The organism is Duganella sp. FT27W (assembly GCF_009295655.1).
GTDB lineage: Bacteria > Pseudomonadota > Gammaproteobacteria > Burkholderiales > Burkholderiaceae_D > Rugamonas > Rugamonas zoogloeoides.
This window is the reverse complement of sequence record NZ_WHIV01000001.1, coordinates 210,654-234,230: the sequence shown is the minus strand read 5'-3', so window position 1 is coordinate 234,230 and position 23,577 is coordinate 210,654. Positions and strand designations below refer to the sequence as shown.

At 66.3% G+C, this 23,577-nt stretch carries 21 protein-coding genes; 5 read left to right on the top strand and 16 right to left on the bottom strand.

Translation table 11 applies throughout. The annotated features are described in order from the left end of the window. Positions 1-345, top strand: a complete 345-nt coding sequence (locus F8197_RS01045; protein ID WP_152879281.1) for an XRE family transcriptional regulator — start codon at positions 1-3, stop codon at positions 343-345. Here F8197_RS01045 and F8197_RS01040 read toward each other — a convergent pair. The 5 genes from F8197_RS01040 to F8197_RS01020 are packed head-to-tail and all read right to left on the bottom strand — an operon-like array spanning position 317 to position 7,143. After that, a complete protein-coding gene (locus F8197_RS01040) occupies positions 317-1,468 on the bottom strand; it encodes a porin (RefSeq protein WP_227012004.1) in 1,152 nt (383 codons plus the stop codon). The genes F8197_RS01045 and F8197_RS01040 overlap by 29 nt on opposite strands. Next, the gene (locus tag F8197_RS01035) at positions 1,465-3,930 is read right to left on the bottom strand and encodes a pyrroloquinoline quinone-dependent dehydrogenase (protein WP_152879279.1); all 2,466 of its coding nucleotides are present in this window, start codon (positions 3,928-3,930) and stop codon (positions 1,465-1,467) included. The genes F8197_RS01040 and F8197_RS01035 overlap by 4 nt, the downstream gene beginning before the upstream one ends. A gap of 28 nt (positions 3,931-3,958) precedes the next feature. Beyond that, entirely contained in the window at positions 3,959-5,254 is a 1,296-nt protein-coding gene (locus F8197_RS01030; protein WP_152879276.1) for an MFS transporter, read from the bottom strand. A gap of 51 nt (positions 5,255-5,305) precedes the next feature. Then, the gene (locus tag F8197_RS01025) at positions 5,306-6,307 is read right to left on the bottom strand and encodes a transketolase family protein (protein WP_152879274.1); all 1,002 of its coding nucleotides are present in this window, start codon (positions 6,305-6,307) and stop codon (positions 5,306-5,308) included. Beyond that, on the bottom strand, positions 6,304-7,143 hold the full coding sequence (locus F8197_RS01020; protein ID WP_152879272.1) for a transketolase: 840 nt from the start codon (positions 7,141-7,143) through the stop codon (positions 6,304-6,306). The genes F8197_RS01025 and F8197_RS01020 overlap by 4 nt, the downstream gene beginning before the upstream one ends. Positions 7,144-7,242: 99 nt before the next feature. Here F8197_RS01020 and F8197_RS01015 point away from each other — a divergent pair, with 99 nt between their 5' ends. Further along, on the top strand, positions 7,243-8,211 hold the full coding sequence (locus F8197_RS01015) for a LysR substrate-binding domain-containing protein (protein WP_152879270.1): 969 nt from the start codon (positions 7,243-7,245) through the stop codon (positions 8,209-8,211). A gap of 11 nt (positions 8,212-8,222) precedes the next feature. Here the strand turns inward: F8197_RS01015 and F8197_RS01010 are convergent, their stop codons facing one another. From F8197_RS01010 to F8197_RS00965, 10 genes are all read right to left on the bottom strand, one after another. Next, positions 8,223-9,203: a fumarylacetoacetate hydrolase family protein gene (locus F8197_RS01010; protein WP_152879268.1), complete on the bottom strand. Its 981-nt coding sequence runs from the start codon at positions 9,201-9,203 to the stop codon at positions 8,223-8,225. Then, positions 9,200-10,018, bottom strand: a complete 819-nt coding sequence (locus tag F8197_RS01005; RefSeq protein ID WP_152879266.1) for a cyclase family protein — start codon at positions 10,016-10,018, stop codon at positions 9,200-9,202. The genes F8197_RS01010 and F8197_RS01005 overlap by 4 nt, the downstream gene beginning before the upstream one ends. Before the next feature lies 1 nt (position 10,019). Then, the gene (locus tag F8197_RS01000) at positions 10,020-10,973 is read right to left on the bottom strand and encodes a VOC family protein (protein ID WP_152879264.1); all 954 of its coding nucleotides are present in this window, start codon (positions 10,971-10,973) and stop codon (positions 10,020-10,022) included. A 15-nt stretch (positions 10,974-10,988) separates the two neighbouring features. Beyond that, positions 10,989-12,149, bottom strand: a complete 1,161-nt coding sequence (locus F8197_RS00995; protein ID WP_152879262.1) for a S9 family peptidase — start codon at positions 12,147-12,149, stop codon at positions 10,989-10,991. An 8-nt stretch (positions 12,150-12,157) separates the two neighbouring features. Further along, a complete protein-coding gene (locus F8197_RS00990) occupies positions 12,158-14,374 on the bottom strand; it encodes a TonB-dependent receptor (RefSeq protein ID WP_152879261.1) in 2,217 nt (738 codons plus the stop codon). 229 nt (positions 14,375-14,603) lie between these two features. Next, the gene (locus F8197_RS00985; RefSeq protein WP_152880737.1) at positions 14,604-15,764 is read right to left on the bottom strand and encodes a Gfo/Idh/MocA family protein; all 1,161 of its coding nucleotides are present in this window, start codon (positions 15,762-15,764) and stop codon (positions 14,604-14,606) included. An 18-nt stretch (positions 15,765-15,782) separates the two neighbouring features. Further along, complete coding sequence (locus F8197_RS00980; protein WP_152879260.1) at positions 15,783-16,850, bottom strand: sugar phosphate isomerase/epimerase; 1,068 nt, start codon at positions 16,848-16,850, stop codon at positions 15,783-15,785. Positions 16,851-16,858: 8 nt separating this feature from the next. Beyond that, entirely contained in the window at positions 16,859-17,236 is a 378-nt protein-coding gene (locus tag F8197_RS00975) for a DUF6379 domain-containing protein (protein WP_152879259.1), read from the bottom strand. A gap of 20 nt (positions 17,237-17,256) precedes the next feature. Further along, entirely contained in the window at positions 17,257-18,246 is a 990-nt protein-coding gene (locus F8197_RS00970; protein WP_152879258.1) for a sugar phosphate isomerase/epimerase, read from the bottom strand. A 29-nt stretch (positions 18,247-18,275) separates the two neighbouring features. After that, complete coding sequence (locus F8197_RS00965; protein WP_152879257.1) at positions 18,276-19,514, bottom strand: MFS transporter; 1,239 nt, start codon at positions 19,512-19,514, stop codon at positions 18,276-18,278. 197 nt (positions 19,515-19,711) lie between these two features. On the opposite strand from F8197_RS00965, the gene F8197_RS00960 reads away from it, so the two are divergent. Genes F8197_RS00960 through F8197_RS00950 form a run of 3 tightly spaced genes read left to right on the top strand, consistent with a single transcriptional unit; the run spans position 19,712 to position 23,151 of the window. Then, entirely contained in the window at positions 19,712-20,731 is a 1,020-nt protein-coding gene (locus F8197_RS00960) for a LacI family DNA-binding transcriptional regulator (RefSeq protein ID WP_152879256.1), read from the top strand. Positions 20,732-20,746: 15 nt separating this feature from the next. Next, positions 20,747-21,661 (top strand): LysR family transcriptional regulator, encoded by a 915-nt coding sequence (locus tag F8197_RS00955; RefSeq protein WP_152879255.1) that lies wholly within the window; start codon positions 20,747-20,749, stop codon positions 21,659-21,661. 26 nt (positions 21,662-21,687) lie between these two features. Beyond that, a complete protein-coding gene (locus F8197_RS00950) occupies positions 21,688-23,151 on the top strand; it encodes an MFS transporter (RefSeq protein ID WP_152879253.1) in 1,464 nt (487 codons plus the stop codon). A 12-nt stretch (positions 23,152-23,163) separates the two neighbouring features. Here the strand turns inward: F8197_RS00950 and F8197_RS00945 are convergent, their stop codons facing one another. Continuing rightward, positions 23,164-23,562 carry a VOC family protein gene (locus tag F8197_RS00945; RefSeq protein ID WP_152879251.1) on the bottom strand — a complete coding sequence of 133 codons (399 nt, stop codon included), beginning with the start codon at positions 23,560-23,562 and terminating at the stop codon, positions 23,164-23,166. Between the last annotated feature and the right edge of the window lie 15 nt (positions 23,563-23,577).

Here is a 23,577-nt window from a genome sequence, read left to right as displayed (position 1 = left end):
ATGACTACCGATCTCAACCACATCCTCGACGACCTGTCGCCGCAGCGGCAAGCCAAAATTGCCGCGCTGGCCGAGAAAAAAATCCAGGAAACCCTGGCCAGCGCCAGCACGCTGTCCGAGTTTCGCAAAGCGATGGGCAAAACCCAGGCCGAAGTGGCCAGGGAGCTCGGCATCAACCAGAATGCCGTCTCCCAGCTGGAGCAACGCTCGGATACCTATGTTTCAACCTTGCGCCGCTTCCTGAAGTCGCTCGACCTGACGCTGGAAATGTCGGTCGTCAACAAGAACGGCGTGCGCATCGACCTGCCCAACTTCCTCAAAACCGATACCGAATCCCCGCACTGACCGCGCGGTTGCCGGTGCCGGTTTCGCTAGCGTTGCCCAGCGTGTAGCTGGCGCCGTTGTGGTTGCGCAGGCGCGCCAGCACCATGTAGGTGTCCAGGCGCGGGGCGAGCGCGTAGCGGTGGCCGAGTGCGACCTGGCGGGCGTCGCGCGCGGTGGCGCCGTGGTCGTCCTTGCGCACGTACGATGCCAGCACCGTGTGCGGCCCCCACGGCGCGGACACGCCCAGCAGCACATCGGTGCTGTCCGTGGTCTGGCCGGCAATCGCCAGCGCCGGGTAACCGTACGGATTGCCGCCGTTGCGCGGCAACGCACTGTTGATGCCGCGATCGATGCCGTACGCGGCATGCAGCTTGACCGCGCCAAGGTTCACCACTGCCGCCAGCAAGGTGTTGCGGGCGGCGGAGAGATGCGTGGTCGGCGTATCGTTGTTGCGGTAGTGGTAGCCCAGTCGCAACTGTAGCGCCCCCATCGTGTAGCCGACGGCGCCGCCCCACTGGCGCCCGGCACTGGCGCTGCCGGCCACTTCGCCCGGCGCATGCTGCACCTCCAGCCGCCAGCCGCGCTGTCCCTGCCAGGCGTAATGAATGGCGTTGGTCAGGCGGGTGGCGGCGTCGCCGGTGCTGGGCAGCAGGTTCTTGGCGTCGCCCACGGTGCCGCTGGCAAACGGATCGGCCAGCGCCAGCGTATCGAAGTGCGCCGTGTACTGGCGGCCCAGGGTCAATGTGCCTGCCGGGCCGCTCAGGCCCACGAAACTCTGGCGTCCGAACAGCACCCCGCCCTGGCCGATCACGCCGCTGTCGAGCTGCACGCCCGACTCCAGCACGAACAGCGCCGACCAGCCGTTGCCCAAACTCTCCGTGCCCTTGAAGCCGAGCCGCGAGCCATTCGACAGGCCGCTGGTCAGCCTGGTGACGGCGCCGGCCGCGCCGCCGCTTTCGCGTACCAGTCCCATGTCGAGCAGGCCGTAGACCGTCAGCGTGGTTGCGGATGCCGCCGAAACCGCCGAAACCGCCGCGACCTGTGCGCCTGCGCCTGCACCGGTCGCCGCAGTCGCCGCCGCCGGCACGATCGCTGCCACGACCACGGCGCCCAGTACCATCACGCGCTTGCCGTACGCGCTCATGGCCGCAACTTGTAGGCGATGATGGCGTCGCTGTTACCGGTCTCCATGAAGGCATGGCCGGTGGCGGCGATCACGATGTACTGCTGGCCGTTGATCTCATAGGCCATCGGGTTGGCCTGGCCGCCGGCGGGCAGCACGTCCTGCCACACGGTGCGACCGGTGCGGATATCGATCGCGCGGAACAGGTTGTCGGTGGCGGCGGCAATGAACACCAGGCCGCCGGCCGTGACCACCGCGCCGCCGTTATTTGGCAGGCCGATATTGAACGGGATGCCCGAAGGGATGCCGAACGGACCGTTACGGCGCGCGGTACCGAGCGGACCATCCCACAGCGTCTTGCCGGTATCGAGGCTGATCGCGCGGATGCCGCCATACGGGGGCGCGGTGCACGGTACCCCGGTGCCGAGATTGCGCCAGCCGGCGTTGACGCTGATCGCATACGGCGCATTGATCTGCGGGTACACCGACGCCCCGCCCTCGCCCTCGCCCTTGCCGGCGGCCTTGGCGTTGGCGTCCTTGCTGGCATAGATCGGTTGCACGCCCATGGCGTCGGCCGTGGCGCGTGGCACCAGCTGGCTGCGGTTCGGAATGTCGTTGTAGTTGGCGATCAGCACGCGGCGCACCGGGTCGATCGCCACCGAGCCCCAGTCCGACCCGCCGTTATAGCCGGGGTACTGGATCCACGGCCGGTCCACCGACGGCGGCGTCAGGTAGCCGGCGTAATTCGACTGGCGGAACTGGATGCGGCACATCAGCTGGTCCACCGGCGAAAAGCCCCACATGTCGGCTTCGGTCTTGTCCGCCTTGCGCAAGCTGTGCCAGCCGGAGATAGGCTGGGTGGCCGCAACAAATGCGGGTTCGACGGAACCGAGCTTGGGCGCCTTCACCTCGCCGACCGGGATCAACGGCTTGCCGGTGGCGCGGTCGAGGATGTACAGGTCGCCCTGCTTGGTGGGCAGCAGGACCGCCGCCACCGGCTTGCCGTCGGCGCCCGGGTAGTCGAGCAGGGTCGGCTGACTGCCCAGGTCGTAGTCCCACAGGTCGTGGCGCATGGCCTGGAAGTGCCACACGTCGCGCCCGGTCGTCACGTCCACCGCCACCAGCGAATCGGAGTACTTGTTTTCCGCCGCGCTGCGGTTGGAGCCGTAATAGTCGATCGACGAATTGCTGATCGGCAGATACACCAGTCCCAGCTGCTCGTCGCCGACGGCGCTGGTCCACATGTTCGGCGTACCGCGCGTGTAGGTCTGGCCCGGCTTGGGGCCGTGCACATTGTCGGGGTTGCCGAGGTCCCAGGCCCAGGCCAGCTTGCCGGTCACGGCGTGGTAACCACGGACCACGCCCGATGGGGCATCTTCGTCCTGGCCGTCGCGTACTTGGGCGCCGGTGACGATCATGCCGCGCACCACGGTGGGCACGGCGGTGGGCGAGTACCAGCCAGGCACCTTCTTGCCCAGGTCCTGCCACAGGTCCACCTGGCCGTTGACGCCGAAGTCGGCGCACGGTTTGCCGTCGCGGATGTCCACCGCCACCAGGCGCGCATCGAGCGTGTTGCTGATCACGCGCGTCTTGCACGCGGCATCGGGCGGCAAATCGGGCGCGGTGTACACGGCCACGCCGCGACACACGGCCGCATGGGCGATGGCCTGGCTCGGCACCTTGGGATCGAAGCGCCATTTTTCCTTGCCGCTGGCGGCATCGACCGCGATCAGGATGTTTTTGGCCGAGCACACCAGCAGGTCATTGCCGATCTTGAGCGGGGTGTTGGCCGGAGAATAGCGCTCGCCCCTGGCCGGCAGGTCGCCGGTATGGAACACGAAGGCACGCTCGAGCCGGTCCACGTTGGCAGGCGTGATCTGCGCCACGGTGCTGTACCGCTGGGCCTTGGCGTCGCCGCCGTAGTAAGCCCAGTCGGCGCCGGCGCCGCCGGCACCGGAGGCACCCGACGCCGCGACCGGCTGGCCGGCGACATCCGGGAACGTCTCGCGCGACACCAGGAACAGCAATCCGAGCAGCACCGCGACCGCCAGGCCCAGGCCGCACCGCTGCGCCAGGTCGAACTTGAGCCGCCGCCCGCCGCTAGCGGTGGCACTGGCCACATTGATCACCGGCGACAGCACCAGCGCCAGCATGAACAGCCCGGTCACGCCCACCACGCGCGGCACCAGGCCCCAGCCATTGAAACCGACTTCCCACAACGCCCACGCCAGCGAGGCGCCCCACACGGCGGCCATCACCGACTGGCCGGCGCGCCGGCGGCGCAGCAGCAGCCAGGTGGCCGCCAGCAACGCCAGTCCGGCCAGCGCGTAATAACTGCTGCCGCCCACGGCGACCAGCCAGATGCCGCCTGCGGCCATGGCCAGGCCGAACACGCCGATAAACAGCGGCAGTGCGATGGCCGCAATGCGCCAGACGACACTGGTCCCGCCGGCGCCGCCGGCTGCTTGATTGGTAGTACTCATGACACTCCGAATTGAATTTGAAAGATGATTACTGCACCGGACGGCGCGCGCCGAATACCGACAGCACGGCGCCCACGATCAGCAAGGCGCCGACCACGGTAAATGCCATCGCGAAGCCGCCGGTATTGGCCACCAGGTAGCCGGTGGCAATCGGCGCCAGCAATCCGAACAGGTTGCCCACGGCCGTGATGAAGCCGGCGGCGGTACCCACGTCCTCGCCGGAACGCACCAGGTCGTTGACCAGCGAGAGATTGAGCGAGATCGCCGAGGCGCACGTGGCCAGCGACAGCGTGATCACCAGCAGGATGGCCCAGGTGCTGGCCAGCAGAGGCACCAGGAAAATCGCCGACGACGCCACCAGCACCGCGCCGACGACAAAGCGTCGCTGGCCGTTGGCAGCCGCTTGCGGGCGTACCAACTTGTCGCTCAGGCGCCCGATCAGCACCGCCAGCACCGCCGCGCCCAGGTAGGGAATGGCGGTGTAAAAACTGCTGGTCATCACGGTCAGGCCTTTTTCGGCTTGCAGGTAGGTCGGCAGCCAGGTCAGGAAAAAATAAGTGGCGTACACGGCGCAGCCATGCGACAGGCCGATCGCCCACATCGTGCGCGAGCGTACCAGGCCGGCGAAGCCGAGCGCTGGAGCAGCCGACGCGCGGCTGGCCGCTGCGGTTTCGTCGGCGGTGATCTCGGCCAGTTCGGCAGCGCTCAACCACGGCGCCTTCGACGGATGCTGGTACCACTTGAGCCAGGCCGCCAGCCAGACAAAGCCGATGGCGCCGGCCACCACGAAGGCGATGCGCCAGCCGAACGCGGTGATCAGCCAGCCGAAGCCGATCGCGCCCACGGCCGGCCCCACCAGGCTGCCGCTGTGGAAGACGGCGGTGGCCAGGCCACGCTCGCCCACCGGCATCCAGTCGCGCACCACGCGTGCCCCGGCCGGATAGGTGGTGGCTTCGCCGGCGCCCATGATCAGCCGGCAGGTGATCAACGAGGTAAAACCGGTGGTGAATGCCGTGCACACGGTGGCGATCGACCACACGCCGATGCCGTAGCTGTTGACGCTTTTCGGACCATAGCGGCCCACCAGGTAGCCCATCGGGATCAGCGCGATGAAGTACAGCCAGACGAAGGACGAGAACAGGTAGCCCATCGCGATCGGCGAAATGTCGAACTCCTCCTTGAGCGCATGCGACGCCACCGAGAGCGAGACCCGGTCGACGTAGTTGATCAGGGTGAGTGTAAACAGGAAGACGTAAATCCAGATCCGCTTTTTCTGTCCGATTGATTGTTTGGGCGTCAACGCCACCGACTGGTTCAGGCTCATGGCCGTGTCTCCTTGTAGTTTTAATGGTACTGCGTGATTACGTCAGGCGCATCAGCCCAGCCAGCGCCGGATATTGGCGGCCATGGTTTCGGTGGAAATGCCGTAGCGGTCGTGCAGCGTGGGCAGCGCGCCGGCGTCGAGGAAGCGGTCGGGCAAGGCCACGTGGCGCACCGTCGGCTGCACCCGCGCCTGCAACAGGGCCATGGCGATGGCTTCGCCCAGGCCGCCGATCTCGCTGTGGTTCTCGGCGATCACCACCAGGCGGCCCGCGCGCCGGCACTCGGCCACGATGGTCTCGGTGTCGAGCGGCTTGATGGTGGCCACGTGCAGCACCGCCACCGCGATATCGCTGGACGCCAGCAGGGTCGCCACCTCCAGCGCGCGCATGGTCATCAGGCCACTGGCGATCACCAGCACGTCGCGACCGTCGCGCAGCAGGCGCGCCTTGCCGATTTCGAAGCTGGAATCGAATTCGTCGAGCACCAGCGGCACCCGGCCGCGCGGCAGGCGCATATAGACCGGCCCCTCGTGCCTGGCCATGGCCGCCACGCACTGCGCGGTTTCCAGCGCATCGCACGGGTCGATCACGGTAAGATTAGGAATGGCGCGCATCATCGCCAGGTCGTCGGTGGCCTGGTGGCTGGGGCCATAGCCGGTGGTCAGTCCCGGCAGGGCCGCGCAGATCTTGACGTTGAGGTTTTCCTCGGCGACCACCTGGTGGATGAAATCGTAGGCGCGCCGGGTGGCGAATACCGCGTAGGTGGTGGCAAACGGAATGAAGCCTTCCTTGGCCATGCCGCCGGCGGCGGCGATCAGCAGCTGTTCGGCCATGCCCATTTGCAGGAAGCGCTGCGGATACTCGCGCGCGAAGATGTGCAGGTCGGTGTACTTGGCCAGGTCGGCGGTCATGCCGACGATGCGCGGATCGGCCTTGGCCTGCTCCACCAGCGCATGGCCGAACGGCGCGGCCTCGGTGCGCTGGCCTTCGGCCGCGATGGAGGCCATCATCGACGATGTGGTCAGCCGGGGTTTTGCGGGAGTGGTAGTGTTCATGCGTGGCTCCGGTTGGCGTGGTTGGCGTCGAGATCAGTAATGGCTTGCTGCCATTCGTCCGCTTCCACGCGAATGAAGTGGTTCTTGTCGCGCGCTTCGAGGAACGGCACGCCCTTGCCCATCAGGGTATCGAACAGGATCACGCGCGGCTGCGGCCCGGTGGCGGCGCGGGCGGCGTCGAAGGCGGCGATCACCGCTGCCAGGTCGTTGCCATCCACGCGCTGCACGTGCCAGCCAAAGGCCTGCCACTTGTCCACCAGCGGCTCGAACTGCAGGATCTCGTGCGAGGGGCCGTCGGCCTGCTGGCGGTTGATATCCACCAGGTTGATCAGGTTCGACAGTCCGTGGTGCGCTGCCGACAGCGCGGCCTCCCACACGGCGCCCTCGTCGAGCTCACCGTCGGACATAGAGTTGTACACGAACGCCGGGTTGCCCTTCATGCGCAAGCCCAGCGCCATGCCGACGGCGATCGCCAGGCCCTGGCCCAGCGAGCCGCCCGAGATTTCCATGCCGGGCGTGTAGGTAGCCATGCCGGACATCGGCAGACGGCTGTCGTCGCCGCCGTAGGTTTCCAGTTCGTCCTCGGCCAGCACGCCGGCCGCCAGCAGCGCCGCGTACAGGGCGATGGCGTAATGGCCGTGCGAGAGCAGGAAGCGGTCGCGCCCTTCCCATTCCGGTTCCGCCGGACGGATATTCATCGCGTGGCAGTACGCGACGGCCAGCACGTCGGCCCAGCCGAGCGCCTGGCCCACGTAGCCCTGTCCCTGTACTTCGCCCATGCGCAAGGCGTAGCGGCGCACCCGCCACGCGTGGGTCTGTAATTCCTGTTCCGTCATGGTCTCCTCCGGTCTGACGTGGACTAAATCGGCGCTTTGATGCAAAATATTCACCTGTGCACGCCTTGCTATCACTGAACCGGATTTTTACGTAAAACTATGACCACGACAAACGATTCTTTTGCACCGGTTGATGAACTGAATTCACCAATCAATCCATTCAAGCGCCTGCCGTTGACGGCGCTGCGGATTTTCGAGGCGGCCGGGCGCACCGGGTCGTTCGCGGCGGCGGCGGTGGAAGTGGATTTGTCGCGCAGCGCGGTGAGCCACGCGATCAGGAAGCTCGAGGAATCGGCGAACCTGACGCTGTTCGTGCGCACCACGCGGGCCATCACCCTGACCCACGAAGGCCGGCTGCTGCTGGCGCACGTGCAGCGGGGCTTCGATGAAATGCAGCGCGGGTTCCAGCAGGCGCGCCCGGAAGCGAAGGAAATGCCGCTGCGGCTGCACACGGCGCCGTCGTTCGGTACCCAGTGGCTGATGCCGCGCCTGGCGCGCTTCGTGGCCGACCACCCGGGTATCAACCTGCGCTTCTCCGCCGACACCCGCTATGCCAAGTTCGACAACGACGACTACGATATCGACGTGGTGTACGGCGCGCCGGCGGCGTCGATGCACGAGGCGATGCCGCTGGTGATCGAAGAATTGACGCCGCTGTGTACCCCGGCACTGGCCGCGCGCATCACGACGGCCCAGGATCTGTATGGTCTGCCGCTGATCCAGAGCGACGGCCAGTCGGTGCAGTGGCGCGGCTGGTTCGACGCCAACAACCTGCGCACACCGGGCGACTTCGCGCTGGCGTTCGACCGCAGCGCGATGGCGATTGCGGCTGCCGTCGATGGCCTGGGAGTGGTGATGGAATCGACCCTGCTGGCCGAACGCGAGCTGGCCAGCGGCAGGCTGGTGGCGCCGCTGCGCGGGCAGACCACCTCGGTGCGCTACGTGGGCCACTACCTGGTCCACCCGCGCAGCCAGCACCGGCATGCGGCACTAGTGCGGTTCAAGCAGTGGCTGCTGGCGGAACTGGGGCATGCGGAGCCGGCGGCGGTCGCCGGTCCCCTGCGATAGGGACTGGCGCCCTACCCGGCCCGCACCACGCGCTGGTCGATCACGCCGAACGGCCGCCCGCCCCGGGTGTCGGTGGCGGCCATGCGCACGCGGTCGCCGAAGTGCATGAACGGCGTGTGCGCTTCGCCGCGATCGATCATCTCGAGCACGCGGCGCTCGGAAATGCAGGCGCTGCCCGCCTCGCGCGACCGGTTCGATACCGTGCCCGAACCGATCACGGTGCCGGCGGACAGCTTGCGCGTGCGGGCGGCGTGGGCCACCAGCTGGCCGAAGCTGAAATTCATCTCGCCGCCGTGGGGGCGGCCGAACGGCGTATCGTTCAGGTGCACTTCCAGGTTCAGTTGCACCCGGCCGTCGCGCCAGTTCTCACCCAGTTCGTCGGGCGTGATGGCCAGCGGCGCGAAGCTGGTCGATGGCTTGGCCTGCAGGAAGCCGAAGCCGCTTTTCATTTCGCGCGGCCCCAGCGCGCGCAGGCTCCAGTCGTTGAGCTGCACCAGCAGCCGGATGCGCTGGTGCGCGGCTTGCGCCGTCACGCCCATCGGCACCGCGTCCACCAACACGCCGAACTCGCCCTCGAAGTCGATGCCCAGGCGCTCGTCGGGCAGCGGCACGGGATCGCGCGCGCCGAGAAAATCGTCGGAGGCGCCCTGGTACATCACGGGGATGGTGTCGAAGTCGGGTATCGGCGGCGTATTGAACGCCTGCTCCATCAGCCGGCCGTGGTGCAGAAAGGCCGAGGCGTCGCACCACTGGTAGCTGCGCGGCAGCGGTGCGCCGCAGGCATGGGGATCGAACGAGAACGTGGCCGGATAGCTACCGTCATTGAGGCGGTCGGACAGCGCCTGCAAGGCCGGCGCGACCTGGTCCCAGCGTTGCAGGGCCGTGAGCAAATTTGGCGCCACCAGGCTGGCGTCGAGCGCGCGGCTGGCGTCGCTCGAGACCAGCAACAGGCGCCCGTCCGGGTCTTCGCAGCGCAGCGAGGCGAACTTCATGCCGCGCTCCGGGGCAATGCCAGCAGCGCATCGTCGACGATGGCCACCGCCCGGGTCCAGCCGGCCGAACCGCGCCGCACCTTGTGCGGGAAGCAGCTCACGTAAAAGCCGTGCGCCGGCAAGGCTTCCAGGTTGTGCAGCTTTTCCAGGTGACAGTAGCCGATGTCGCGGCCGGCCTTGTGGCCTTCCCAGATCAGCGCCTTGTTGCCCGTCTCCGCGATTTTTTGCGCCGTGTACGAGAACGGCGCGTCCCAGCTCCAGGCGTCGGTGCCGGTCAGGCGCACGCCGCGCTCGAGCAGGTACATGGTGGCCTCGTAGCCCATGCCGCATCCGGCCGAGATGTAGTCGTTGTTGCCGTACCGGCTGCCGGCGCGGGTGTTGACCATCACGATATCGAGCGGTTGCAGGTCGTGGCCGATGCGCGCCAGCTCCGCTGCCACGTCGGCGGCCGTGGCCACGTAGCCGTCCGGGAAGTGGCGAAAATCGAGTTTCACGCCGGGCTGGAAACACCATTCCAGCGGCACCTCGTCGATCGTGATCGACGCCTTTTTCTCGCCCGTCTTCGCATCCATGGTCGAGTGGAAGTGGTACGGCGCATCGAGGTGGGTGCCGCAGTGCGTGGTCATGGTGACCCACTCCACCGCTGCCGCTTCACCGTCCGGGTAATCCTCGGCAGTGGTGCCGGGGATCATGGCGATGAATTCGTGCAGCGTGTCGGCGTGCTTCTGGTACGTGATCTTCGGCGCCAGCGGTGGCGGGTCGGACAGCACCTCGTTTTCCAGGAAGATCGACAGGTCGATGAATTGGCGGCCCATGTCACACCCCCTTCACGACTGGTGGGCCGCCCTTGCCCGGCGGCGGTCCGCCCGGCGCCCACTTGTCGCGCGACTGGAACAGGAACAGCTGCGAGGCGTCCGCGCTCATCGGCGCCTGGCGCGCCACCCACTCGTCGTCGTGCAGGTCCATGTCGGCGTCGTATTCCACGTGGCAGCCCAGCGGGCTGTTGAAGTACCAGAACCAGTTCGATCCCATCTTGTGGCGGCCCGGCCCCCAGAACGACTGGTAGCCCTTGTTCACGAAGCGTGTCCCGGCCAGCATCACTTCGGTGGGGCCGCCCATGTGGAAGGTGAAGTGCTCGCAGCCCTTCATGAACGGCGGGGTCTGGATCAGGAACAGCGTGTGGTGGTCGTCGGTGCCGGCCGGCTTCAAAAACGGCCCGGCGCCCAGCAGCCGGTCGGTGCAGCGAAACCCGAGGCGACCCGTGTAAAACGCCTCCGCCTTGGCTGCGTCGGGCACGAAGTAGACCACGTGCGACAGCGTGCGCGGGCGCGCTTCGGCCTGCTCGTTCACGGCCGGGATATTGAGCGGCCGGCGCACGCTGGCGCCCGGCGCGTTGACCGCTTCGGCGCGCAGGTCGAGCGCACGGCGCGCGGTCAGCTGGAAGCCGAGCAGAAAGCCCATGTCGTCGAGCGCTTCGATGCTGCCGTCGGCCAGCTGTTTCACTTCGCGGTCGGTGCGCAGTTCGGCGGCAATGGCCGCCAACGTGGCCTGGTCGGCCACGCCGTAGATGGTTTTGCGCAGCATGCTGCCGGTGCCCAGCGCCGGCGGCAAGTGCGTCGCATCCGCTGCGGCGATGGTAATGGCCGTGCCGTCGAGCGCTTCGAAGCGGCCGGCGCCGATCGGTTCGAGGCCGTAGTCGGTCAGATACTGGGTGCAGGCGGCGACATCATCGACGCCGAAAACCAGGCCTTCGAGTCCGGTAATGTTCATGGTGATTCCTTCAGGTTAAAGTGAGGTGCGGCCGCGCAGGGTTTCGGCCACCCAGTCGGCGATGTAGGCGCCGGCGTTGGCCGAGTTGTCAAAGCTCGAGTGCTGCACGCCGCCCTCGCGCGCGGTGAACACCTTGAGCTCGCGCCGGGGGCTGTTGACCAGTTGTTCGTACGTGCGCTCGGCCCAGGCCAGCGGGATCTGCGAGTCTTTCTCGCCGTGGGTGACCAGGAACGGCACGCGGATGCGATCGAGCACGCCATCAAGGTGGACGTTTTCGGCAATGCGCATGAAGTCGTCCATGTCTTGCGCACCCCACACCCAGCGCACGTGCTCCCAGTAATGCGGCACCGGGAAGCTGCCCTCTTTCGCCAGGCGCTTCTTCTGCACGTCGCGCCAGTCGTGGTTGGCGCCCCACACCACGCCGCAGGCGAAGCGCGGCTCGAAGGCGACTGCGCGCGGACAGTAATAGCCGCCCAATGACACGCCCTCCATGCCGATGCGCTGTGGATCGACGTCGGCGTGAGTTTCCAGCCAATCGACCACCTTGCTGGCCCAGCGTTCGCTGTCATATACCGCCGTCATACCGTGCAGGCGCAGCGCTTCGCCGGTACCCGGCTGATCGACCACCAGGGACGACACGCCGCGCTGCGCCAGCCAGCGTGGCAGGCCCACGCGGTATTTCATCTCCTTGGTCGAGTCGAGCCCGTTGACCTGCACCAGCAGAGGCGCCGGTCCGGTCACATTTTCGGCGCGCACGTACAGCGCCGACAGCATGCCGCCGTCGTAAGGAATCTCGACGCGCTGGCAGTTTTCGCCGGCCAGCGCGATGCCTTTGGCGAACACGTCGAGGAAGCGACGGTACAACGCCGCCCGGCCCGGCGCACCGTGCGCCTGCAGGCGTTCCGCCGTGAGGTAGTAGATGGCCGCGCGCGAGTACTTGTCGCCGGCCGAGATCAGGCGGCCGCGCTGCTCGTCCTCCCCGGCCAGGTCGCACAGCTTGTCGGCCATGCGCGCCCAGCTTTCGCGGAAGGCGCGCGTACCCTCGGCATCGGGCTGGCGCGCGGCGTCTTGCAGCGGCGCGCACATTTCCTCGATCTCGCCGATGCGCGCGCCCATTTCGATGGCCAGGTCTACCGACAGGTTCCAGACGTAATTGGTGGGGAAGTATTTGAACATGGCAGTGATTAAAAGTTGTAGGCCGCGCGGATGCCGTAGGTGCGCGGATCGCTGATGAAGAAGGAGCCCGGCACGCGGCTTTCGATCTTGACCATGTCTTCGATGTTCTTGACGAACAGCTGCACGTTCCAGTTGCCGGCCGCGCTTTCATAACCGATCGAAGCGTCGGACTTGTGATAGCTGGGCTGGCGGTAGCGGATGTTTTCGGTTGGGTCGCTGATGTAGTACGAGGTCGAATGGCGGGTGCCGATGGTGGCCGCGATCTCGCCGCCGCTCTCGAGCGAAAACTTGTGGGTGTAACCGAGACCGATGGTGGACGTCGGCGCGCGATCGAGCTTCTGGCCCGAGAAATCGATGGTCGGCGAGACGATGTAGCGTTTGAACTTGGCGTCGGTAGCGGCCCAGTTGGCGCGCAACATGCCGTCCTGGCCCACGCGCAGCTTGCCTTCGATTTCCACGCCATTGACGGTGGAGTTGGCGGCGTTGGTGGTGAACGAATGGCAGGTCGAGGGATCGTTGGTGCGGCAGGTGGTCACCGTCAGCTGCTGGTCCTTGTAATTGTAGTGGAACACATTGGCCGACAATTGCATATTGTTTTCGAAGAAGCGGCCTTTCAGGCCTGCCTCGTACGAACGCAGGGTCTCGGGGCGGTACACGCCGGTGTCGGCTTCGGCGTTGAAGCCGCCAGCCTTGTAGCCGGTGGAGACGTTCGCGTACAACATCAGGTTGTCGCGCAGGTCGTGGTCCACGCCCACCTTGAAGCTGGTATTGCTGAAGCGGACATCTTCGGCGTAAGCCTTGCTGCTGGTGGTGGCCGGCGGCACGGCAGCTTCGCCGCTCAGTGGGTCATAGCCGGACTTGCGGTCCTTGGTGTGGCGCACGCCGACGGTCAGGCGGGTGTCCGGGCGCAGCGCATACGTGGCCTGGCCGAAGACCGCTTGCGACTTGTTGTTGAGCGTGGCCAGGAACGGCAGCACGATATTGAAGCTGCCGAACGGCGCGGTGACGTAGGTGGTGTAGGCCGCGCGGCGGAAAATGTCTTCGTCGAACTTGTAGGCGCCCACCACCCAGCGCAGCGGGCCGTCGCCGGTGGAATTCAAACGCAACTCGTGCGAGATGGCCTTGCTGTCGCCCACGTTCAGGGTGGTGAACGGGAAGCCGAAATACACGCCGTTGTTCAACTGGTCGAGCTTGAGCTTCATCTGCGCCAGCTGGTACGTCAACTCGGTGGCGCCCAGGCTGGTCTTGAATTCGCCGCGCAGCGAGTCCGCCCGGTTGTCGCGGTGCGAGCCGGCGTCCTGCTTGAACGGCCAGGCGGCAGTGCGCTGGACATCGGTGCCACGGTCCACGTACACCGGGTTCTGGATATGATTGCCCCGGCCCGGCGCCGTAAAGGGCAGCGTACCGACCAGGGTGCCGGTGAAGAAGTTCGTGATCGGTACCGGCGAGGCCGCGCCGCCGCCGATCTCGTTGCGCTCCGCCGTCAGCAGCAGGCTGGTGGTCGGCGTGAATTTGCCCAGCAGGTGCACGCGCGCCGACTTGTCGTCCTGGCTCTCGAGCGGGATCGTGTTCGGGCCTGGCAGCAGATAGGTATCGTGCTTGTTGCCGTTGAGGGCGGCGCGCATGGCCCAGGTGTCGCCCAGCGGCACGTTGAGCACGGCGTCGTAGCGGCGGGTGCCGTAGTTGCCCAGCTCCACGCCGACCTTGCCTTCGAGCTTGCGGGTCGGCTTGTTGGTGATCAGGTTGATCGCGCCGGCGGTGGCGTTGCGGCCGTACAGCGTGCCTTGCGGGCCGCGCAGCACTTCGATGCGATCGAGGTCGAAGAACGCGGCAGCCTGCGCTTCGTAGCGCGGCACGTAGGCGCCATCGACGTGGAAGGCAGCCGACGGATCGCCTTTCTCGGTCATATCGAGGCTGGTCACGCCACGGATCGACACTTGCAGCATCCCGCTTTCCTGGGCGATTTCCACGCCGGGCAGGCTCTCGGCCAGCGCGCGCGGATCGACGGTACCGGCGTTCTTGAGGTCTTCGCCGGACAGCACCGACAGCGCCAGCGGCGTCTTGCTGGCCGGCTGGGCGATCTTTTGCGCGGTGATGATCACTTCAGCGATGCCGCCTTGCGGCTTCGGTTGCGCTTCGTCGGCCATCGCGGTGGCGGTAGCGGTGGATATGACGCCGGCGGCAAGCAGTGCCTTGGCGATCGATGTCAGCTTGGGGTTGTGCATGAATGTCTCCTGTGGATGGCGCGGCACTTCTGGGGATGCCGCTTTGTTTTATTGGTGCCGTTTATGTGCGGGCAAAAAAATGATATGCGCTTACCCGTGTTTTCCCATAGCCGATAGTTTGGATAGCATCCATTCACGAAGCGGATAGACGAACAAAAATCCACGCGAAAAAAAGCCCCGCGAGCGCGAGGCCGGCGGGGCGAAGATGGTGCGCTTTGGCAGGACGTCGCTAGGAGAGCATAGGCGTCCACGCACCACCGCAGCAAGACGATGCCTGTACGGTTTCGATAAACAGCACGCCGCGCAAGCCGTCGGCAATGGTCGGAAAATGCGCGGCGCCGGGATCGCCGCCGCTTCTGCGCGCCAGCAGGTGGCTGGCGATTTCCGAATACAGCGCGGCAAAGGCGTCGATATACCCCTCCGGGTGGCCGGCCGGGATGCGGCTCACGCGCGCACCCGCTGCGTTCATGGCGGTGCTGCCGCGCGTGATGATGCGCGTGGGTTCGCCCAACGGGGTCCAGCGCAATTCGTTCGGCTGCTGCTGCGCCCATTCGATACCGCCCGCGCTGCCGAACACGCGGATGCGCAGCTCATTGGCATGGCCCGGCGCCACCTGGCTGGCCCACAGCATGCCGCGCGCGCCGCCCGCATACCGCAGCAGCACCTGCACGTTGTCGTCGATAATCCGCCCCGGTACGAAGGAAGTCAGTTCCGCCGCCAACGCCTCGACCGGCACACCCACGATGGTGTCCGCCAGTTGCCAGGCGTGCGAGCCGATGTCGCCGATCGCGCCGCCACCGGCCTTGGCCGGGTCGGTGCGCCACGCCGCCTGCTTTTGCCCGCTCTGTTCGAGCGGCGCGGCTAGCCAGTCCTGCGCATACTCCACCTGCACCACGCGAATGGTGCCGAGCTGCCCTTCGCGCACCATCTGCTGCGCGTGGCGCACCAGCGGATACGCCGAGTAGTTGTGGGTGACGGCGAAGATCAGGCCGCGCTCCTGCGCCAGTGCCGCCAGCATGCGGGCGTCCGCACTGTTGGTGGTGACCGGCTTGTCGCAGATGACGTGGATGCCCGCTTCCAGGAACGCCTTGGCCACCGGCGCGTGCAGGTGGTTGGGGGTGACGATGCTCACCGCCTCGATGCCGTCCGGGCGCGCGCTCTCGGCGCATGCCATCTGCTCGTAATTGTCGTAGGTACGCGCCGGATCGAGCCCCAGCGCCAGGCCGGAACGGCGCGCCGCTTCGGCGCTCGACGACAGTGCGCCGGCCACCAGTTCGTAGCGGTCGTCGAGCCGCGCCGCGTGGCGGTGCACGGCGCCGATAAAGGCGCCCTCGCCGCCGCCCACCATGCCCAGCCGCACGCGGCCGGGAAAAATCGCTGCTTGTTCCATCATGGCTCCCTGTGTTCGCTACGCTGCCTGGGCGATGCCCAGCATGCGCAGGTTGCGGCCCGCGTCGGTTGCGCTGCCGGCGAAATCGTCGAACGCCTTGTCGGTCACGCGGATGATGTGGTCGCGAATGAACGCCACGCCTTCGGCCGCGCCCTGCTCCGGATGCTTGAGGCAGCACTCCCATTCCAGCACCGCCCAGCCCTCGAAGCCGTACTGGGCGAACTTCGAAAAGATGGCCTTGAAGTCCACCTGGCCGTCACCCAGCGACCGGAACCGCCCGGCGCGGTCCACCCACGGCTGGTAGCCGGAATACACGCCCTGGCGCGCATCGGGACGGAACTCGGCATCCTTGACGTGCATGACCTTGATGCGGTCGTGGTAGCGGTCGATGAAACCCAGGTAGTCGAGCTGCTGCAACAGGAAGTGCGAAGGATCGTAGGCGATCGCCAGGCGCGGATGGTGGTTCACGCGCTCGAGCAGCATCTCGAAGGTGGCGCCGTCGAACAGGTCTTCCCCCGGATGCAGTTCGAAGGCCAGATCGACACCGGCCTCGCCGTAGGCGTCGAGGATCGGCGTCCAGCGCCGCGCCAGCTCGTCGAAGGCCGACTCGATCAGCCCCGCCGGGCGCTGCGGCCACGGATAGACGAACGGCCAGGCCAGCGCGCCGGAAAAGCTGATCGACGCCGTCAAGCCCAGGTTGGCGGACGCCTTGGCCGCCAGCAGCATCTGCTGCACCGCCCATTGCTGGCGCGCCGCCGGATTGCCGCGCAGCTCGGCCGGGGCGAAACCGTCGAACGCTTCGTCGTAGGCCGGATGCACGGCCACCAGTTGGCCCTGCAAGTGGGTGCTCAGTTCCGTGATGGCCACGCCGTTGGCGCGGGCGATGCCGGCCATCTCGTCGCAATAGGTCTTGCTTTGCGCTGCCAGCGCCAGGTCGAACAGCCGGGCGTCGTTGGTGGGCACCTGCACGCCCTGGTAACCGAGGTCGCCGGCCCACTTGGTGATGGCGTGCCAGCTGTTGAAAGGTGCAGCTTCGCCGGCAAACTGCGCCAGGAAAATCGCCGGTCCCTTGATGGTGGTGGCCATGCTGTTCCTCACGCCGTGATGGTGGTATCGATGGTGCAGGTGGTGACGGGGCTCCACGGCAGGTACGAGATGCGCAGCTGCACCGCCGCCGTTACCGTGTGCGCGCCGGCGGACAGGCCGCCCGGCTGCAGCACCGACACCTCGGCCACTTCGCCGAATTCCCAGCGTTCGTCATAGGTGGTTTCCACTTCGTCGAGCGTGCGGGTTTTGCCGCGCACGGTGAAGCGCACGTTCTCGCGCGGCACCTTGACGCCGTCCACGGTCAGCGCGATGTCTTCCACGGCGGAGAGGATCTGGCCGCGATAGTACGGCAGCCGCGCACCCAGTTGCCAGCCGTCGGCGGTATTTTTGACGCTGCCCGGATAAATGATGTGTTGATCGTACATGGTCGGTCTCCTGTTTTTCTTTAAGCTTCGCCCAGCAGGCGCTTGAACATTTCCTGCTGACGGCGCACCTGTTCGCGTCCATCGACTTCGAAGGCATCCTCGATATGGCGCTGGCCTTCGTATTCGCTCGAGAGGTGGCCGTCGTAGCCGCCTTCGATCAGCACCGCGATGATTTCGTCGTACGGAATCGATGGCTCCTTGCCGCTGTCGTCGATCTCGTAGAACTTGGCGTGGATATTGAAAATCCACGGCATGAACTCGAGCAGGCGGCGCGGATTGCTCCAGATATTATGGCGCAGCGATTCGGCCATTTGCAGGTCCACCGGGTTGGCGCCCATCTTGCGCACGTCCATCAGCACGTAGTCGGGCAGCACCCGCGCCTGGTGCGCTTCGAGGATGTAGTCCACGACCTTGGGCGTGGCGCCCAGGCGCAGGAAGCGGTCGCGGAACACCGGCGGGTAATTCTTGATGTACATGCCCATGTCGGGCACATAGCCCACGTGGTTGGAGCCGGTGGCGCGTGTCAGTTCGGTGTAGCGCAGGATCCACGGGTGGTCGAAGTGGAACGGCGAATGCACTTCGATGCCCATGCGCACGTCGAGCTCCTCGGCCAGCGGCACGCAGGCCACCACCACCTCGGGCGGCGTGTTGACGATTACGCGCACCTTGCGGCAACCGATCGCCTTGGCAAAGCGCAGGTCGCGCTGGAGCGACGCCACCATTTCCTCGTGATTGAGCTTGCGGTCCTTATAGAGTTTCACGTCCAGGAACATGTCGTGGCACTGGGCGTAGGCGCCGTGGCGCTCGAGCGACGCGAACCAGCCGGCGATCTGCTCGGGCGGCACGTTGGGGAAGCCGGTGAACGATTGTTCGCTCACGACTTCGATGCCGTTGGCGCCCAGGCTGGCGGCGTGGGCGATGCAGTCGTCAAGCGTCATCTTGCGCAGGAAGGTCTCGTACTGGTAGCTGTAGAGCGATACGCCGCGCTTGATGTTGTGTTGTGGTGTCATGGTAAACCTCGAAGTCTGAAAAGTGAAGGTCATGCTGCTGCGTTGGAAGCGGGAGGCACGCGTGGCCGCAGCCGCAGCAGGCAGGCGATCAGTGCGCACACGGCGGCGATGATGCCGAAGGCGACAAACGCGCCCTGCAGGTTGCCGGTCCAGCCGCGCATGGCGTTGACCACGGCCGGCGACAGGAACTGCGCCACGAAGAACGAGCTGGCCCACCAGCCCATGCCACGGCCGCGGTGCTCGAACGAGAATTTGCTCTGCGCCCAGGCGATCAGCGCCGGCACGATGATGCCGTTGGCCAGTTGCTGGACAAAAGCAAAGGCCAGCGCCACCTTGTAGTCGGGTGCCATGCCGATGCCACCCAGGCCGATGGCATAGCACACGAACACCAGGAAAATCTGCGCGCCGGCGCCGAAGCGCGTGGTGAACTTGAACACGATGGCGCCGAGCGGCACGCCGATGCTGGGGATGGCCATGCTCAAGCCGATCGACTTGGGATCGACCACGCCCAGCTCCTTGAGCAGCAGCGAGAAGTTGATCACCTGGACGTAGTAGATGGTGGACAGCACCACGGTGACGCCGCATACCAGCAGGCCGATCAGGTACGGGAACGGCGTGGCGGCGACCGGTGCGCCGGTGGACGTCACCGGCTTCTTGCGCGGCTCCGGCTCGAACAGGTAAGCGAGGCTGGCAAGGAAGATCGGAATGGCCACGGCGTACACCAGGAACGGGTACTGCCAACCCTGCGCGGCCAGGAAGCCGGAACAGGCAATGGTGATGGTGCCCAGCATCGAGCCCACCACGCCCTGTATCATCAGCCAGCGGTGGCGGTCCTTTTCCTCGTAGTAGTCCGCCAGCAGCGTATTGACCACCGTGAGCACGCCGGCTTCGCCGATGCCGATCACCACGCGCCCGGCCACCACGGCCCAGAAATTATCGATCAGGAAGGGCATCAGGCCGCCGAGACCATACAGTGCCATGGCCCACAGCAGCAGCCGGCGGCGCCCGAAACGGTCGGCAATCGCGCCGGCGGCCGGGGCGAACAGCGCGATACAGGCGCTGGGCGCCGTGATCAGCAGAGGCACCATCAGCTTGGCATTGGGCACGTCCGAAAAGTGTGCGAGCAGCGTGGGCAAAGTGGGCGCCAGGGCGATAATCGCCATCACCGGCAGGAAGCCTGAGAACACCAGTATCCAGCCCTGGCGCCAGTCCGCCTGTCGTCGCGCCGTTGGCACGGCGCCCCCCTCCGTGGAAAATTCACTACGCATTGCCTGTCTCCTTTTTTATGATGGCGTTGAAAGCCTGAAATGATGATAGCGCTTTCCCGCCATGCGCCCAATCAAAAAAGCATCACGGAGGCACGCATTCTGTGGATATGTCGTATCCATATCTTCAATAGCTCGATAGCGCCACCTGGGCCACTTTTTCCGCTATATTGGGAAAACTTTTCCCAGCCTTGCATACCATGTCCGCCAAATCCAAAGTACTTCCCGCCCCCAAGCTGGCCTCGATTTCAGCAGTTGCCAGCGCGGCCGGCGTGTCGATCGCCACCGTCTCGCGGGTACTCAATGGCACCAAGGCAGTCAACGCCGATACGCGGGCACGGGTGGAGGCGGCAGTCGAGGAGCTGGGCTATCGCACCAATGCGCTGGCGCGCAGCCTGATGCGCGGCGAAACCCGTTTGCTGCTGGTGCTGGTGCCGGACTTCGCCAACCCGTATTTCGCCGAAATCATCAAGGGCGTGGAGTCGGTCACGCGCCAGCGCGGCTACGGCCTGGTGATCGCCGAAGCCTCGCAAACGCTGTCGCGCCACAGCGCGGAACTCGATTCGCTGTACAACAAGCTGGCCGACGGCGTGATCAGCCTGGCGCGCTACGCCGACCTCAAGCCGCTGCTGTGCGAGATTCCCGACCTGCCGTGGGTGGCCTGCTCCGAACACGTGGGCGACAGCGAGGTACCCAGCGTGAGCATCGACCACCGGCAAGCCGCCATCGACGCGGTGCAGTACCTGATCAATCGTGGCCACCAGCGCATTGCGCTGCTGAGCGCCAGCGAAGACTATATGTGGGCGCGCCAGCGCCACGACGGCTACGAATACGCGCTGCGCCGCGCCAACCTGCCGGTGGATCCGCAACTGGTGCGCATCGCCCGCGGCACCGACTATGTGCATGGCATGGAAGCGGCTGGCGCGCTGCTGGCGCTCGAAGCGCCGCCCACCGCCGTCTTCGCGGTGGCCGACACGCTGGCCATCGGCGCCATCAAGGCCTTCCGCCGCGTGGGCCGGCGCGTGCCCGAGGACGTGGCGGTGATGGGCTTCGACGATATCCCGGTGGCGCAGGTGTTCGAACCGGCGCTCACCACCATCGCCCAGCCGGTGCGCGAACTCGGCGCGGCGGCGGCCGAACTGCTGCTCAAGCGCCTGGCCGGCGAACCGGCCGAATCGCTGATCCTGCAACACGCGCTGATCGTGCGCGCCTCGGCCTGACCTCGCGGAGACTCCATGCGTTTCAATAAACTCGATCTGAACCTGCTGGTGGCGCTCAACGCGCTGCTGGCCGAGCGCAATATCAGCCGCGCGGCGGAAAAGATTTTCCTCAGCCAGCCGGCCACCAGCAGCGCACTGGCGCGCCTGCGCGCCTACTTCAACGACGAGCTGCTGGTGCCGTCGGGGCGGCAATTGATCCTGACGCCGCGCGCCAAGGAGCTGGTGGAGCCGGTGCGCGAGATCCTCATGCGCATAGACACCACCATCGCCGCCCAGCCGCTGTTCGATCCCGCCACCGAGACCCGCACCTTTACCCTGCTGGTGTCCGATTACACCACGGCGGTGCTGATCCCGCCGCTGCTCGAAGCGCTGTACCGCGAAGCGCCCGGCATGCGCATCCGCCTGCGCGACCAGACCGACCGCCCCGCCGAGGTGCTGGAACAGGGCGAGGCCGACTTCCTGGTGATCCCGTCGCAGTACCTGGCCAAGGAGCACCCGTCGGCCGCGCTGTTCGAGGAAGACTACCTATGCGTGACGTGGGAGGGCAACACGCGCGTGCGCGACCGGCTCACTTTCGATGACTACCTGGCCTGCGGCCACGTGATCGCCACCTTCATCAACACCCACACCAACCCGCTGGCCACGTTCGACGGCTGGTTCATGGAAAGCTTCGATGTCAAGCGCCGGGTGGAAGTGACGGTGCCCAGCATGAGCGCCCTGCCCGCGCTGGTGGTCGGCACCGACCGCATCGCCACCGTCCATCGCCGCATCGCCGAGCGCGCGCGGGAGACCATGCCGATCAAGCTGTGGGAGCCGCCGCCGCGCATTCCGCGCCTGGTGCAGATGCTGCAATGGCATAAGCACCGCACCAACGATCCTGCCATCGCCTGGATCCGCGACAAGATCATCAACGCCGCCACGCTCGTCTAATCAACTTCACAATTCGGGAATTACCTATGCATCCTGCCGTCAAAGGTTCGGAGGGCAGCGCTTTTGCCGCCGCCGCCTCGTTTTCGCCACGCCGCCGTACCCTGGCCCTGATCGCCGTGGCGCTGGCTTTCGTGATGGACCTGCTGGACACCACCATCATCAACGTCGCCATCCCGTCGATCGGCGAAACACTGGGCGCCGACAAGGCCGCGCTGGAATGGATCATTGCCGGCTATGCCACCGCGTTCGCGGTGCTGCTGATCGTGGGCGGCCGCCTGGGCGACAGCTTCGGCTACCGCCGCATGTTCCTGATCGGGATCGTGCTGTTTACGATTACCTCGATGGCGTGCGGGCTGGCGCCCGATGCGCTGTCGCTGCAACTGGCGCGCGTGGCGCAGGGTGTGAGTGCGGCGCTGATGGTGCCGCAGGTGATGGCGCTGGTGCAGGTGATGTACCCGCCCGACCAGCGCTACAAGGTGTACACGATCTTCGGCTTTCTGGGCGGCTTCTCCGCTGCGCTGGGTCCCATCGTGGGCGGCCTGCTGATCGACGCCAACTGGTTCGGTCTGGGCTGGCGCCTGACGTTCCTGATCAATCTGCCCATCGGCCTGTTCAGCATTGCCGCCGGCATCGCGCTGCTGCCGGCGGGACGCGGCGTCAACGCCACGCCTGTGGATCTGACCGGCGCCGCGCTGACGGTGGCCGTGCTGTTCGCGGTGCTCGCACCGCTGATCGAAGGCCCGTCGCGCGGCTGGCCGGTGGGCCTGATGGTGCTGCTGGCGGCCGCGCTGCCGCTGGCCTGGGCCACCGTGAAATACCTGCGCTGGCGCCAGGCCGCGCGCGGCGATGCGCTGGTGCCGCTGGACCTGTTCAAGCTGCGCAAGGTGAACCTGGGACTGCTGTGCACCCTGTGCATCAACCCGGTGCTGCCCGGCTACCTCTTGGTGATGACCTTCGTGCTGCAAACGGGTATTGGCTTGAGCGCCTCGCAAATGGCGTATGCGTGCGCGCCGATTGCCGTGGGCGCGATGGGCGGCATCACCCTGATCGGGCCGCGCCTGCACCGCCTGCTGGGCGTGCGCGTGATGCTGGTCGGCGTGTCGGTCACCGCCACCAGCCTGTGCCTGACCGCGTGGTCGGTGCACGGCGGCGTGCTGCTGCACTGGCCTTTGGCGCTGGCGCAGCTGGGCATGGGACTGGGGATGGGCCTGTGCGGTCCGCAGCTCTCGAACGCCACGCTGCAGGATGTGCCGATGTCGGAAGCCGGCGTGGCCGCCGGCATGTTCACCGCCGTGCAGCAGATCGCCGCCGCCTTCGGCGTGGCGCTGGGCGGGCTGCTGTTCTTCCACGGCGTGCAGATGGAGACTGCCGACGCGCTGCGTTATGCCAGTGCGTATTTGCAGGTTCTGCCGCTGTTTTTGGGGCTGCTGGTGGTGGCGGTGGTCGGGACGCTGCGGCTGGCGACGGTGATGCCGATGCCGGCCCGATAACGGAGCATCGGTTCAGGCTTCCTCAGCCACCCACACCAGGTTCCACAGGTGGCCATCGAGGTCCTCGAAACCTTGGTCGTACATGAAGCCATGGTCTTCCGGCGGGTGCGGCGTGCGGCCGCCGGCGGCAACGGCTTTGGCGATCAGGGTATCGACTTCTTCGCGGCTGTCGCAGCTCAGGCAGATCACGACTTCGTTGGCCTGCTTCGCCTGCGCGACCGGCTTGCCGATCAACGATTCAAAAAATGGCTCGGTCGTCAGCATGGCCTGGATGGTGTCGCCGACGATGTTCATGAACACCGCGTTCTCGCCGCTGAAGCGGTCACTGAAGGTAAAGCCGAGCGCAGCGAAGAACGCTTTGGACCTGGCCAGGTCTTGCACCGGCAGGTTGAGGATGATCTGGTTTTTCATGGCGGATCCTTTCGT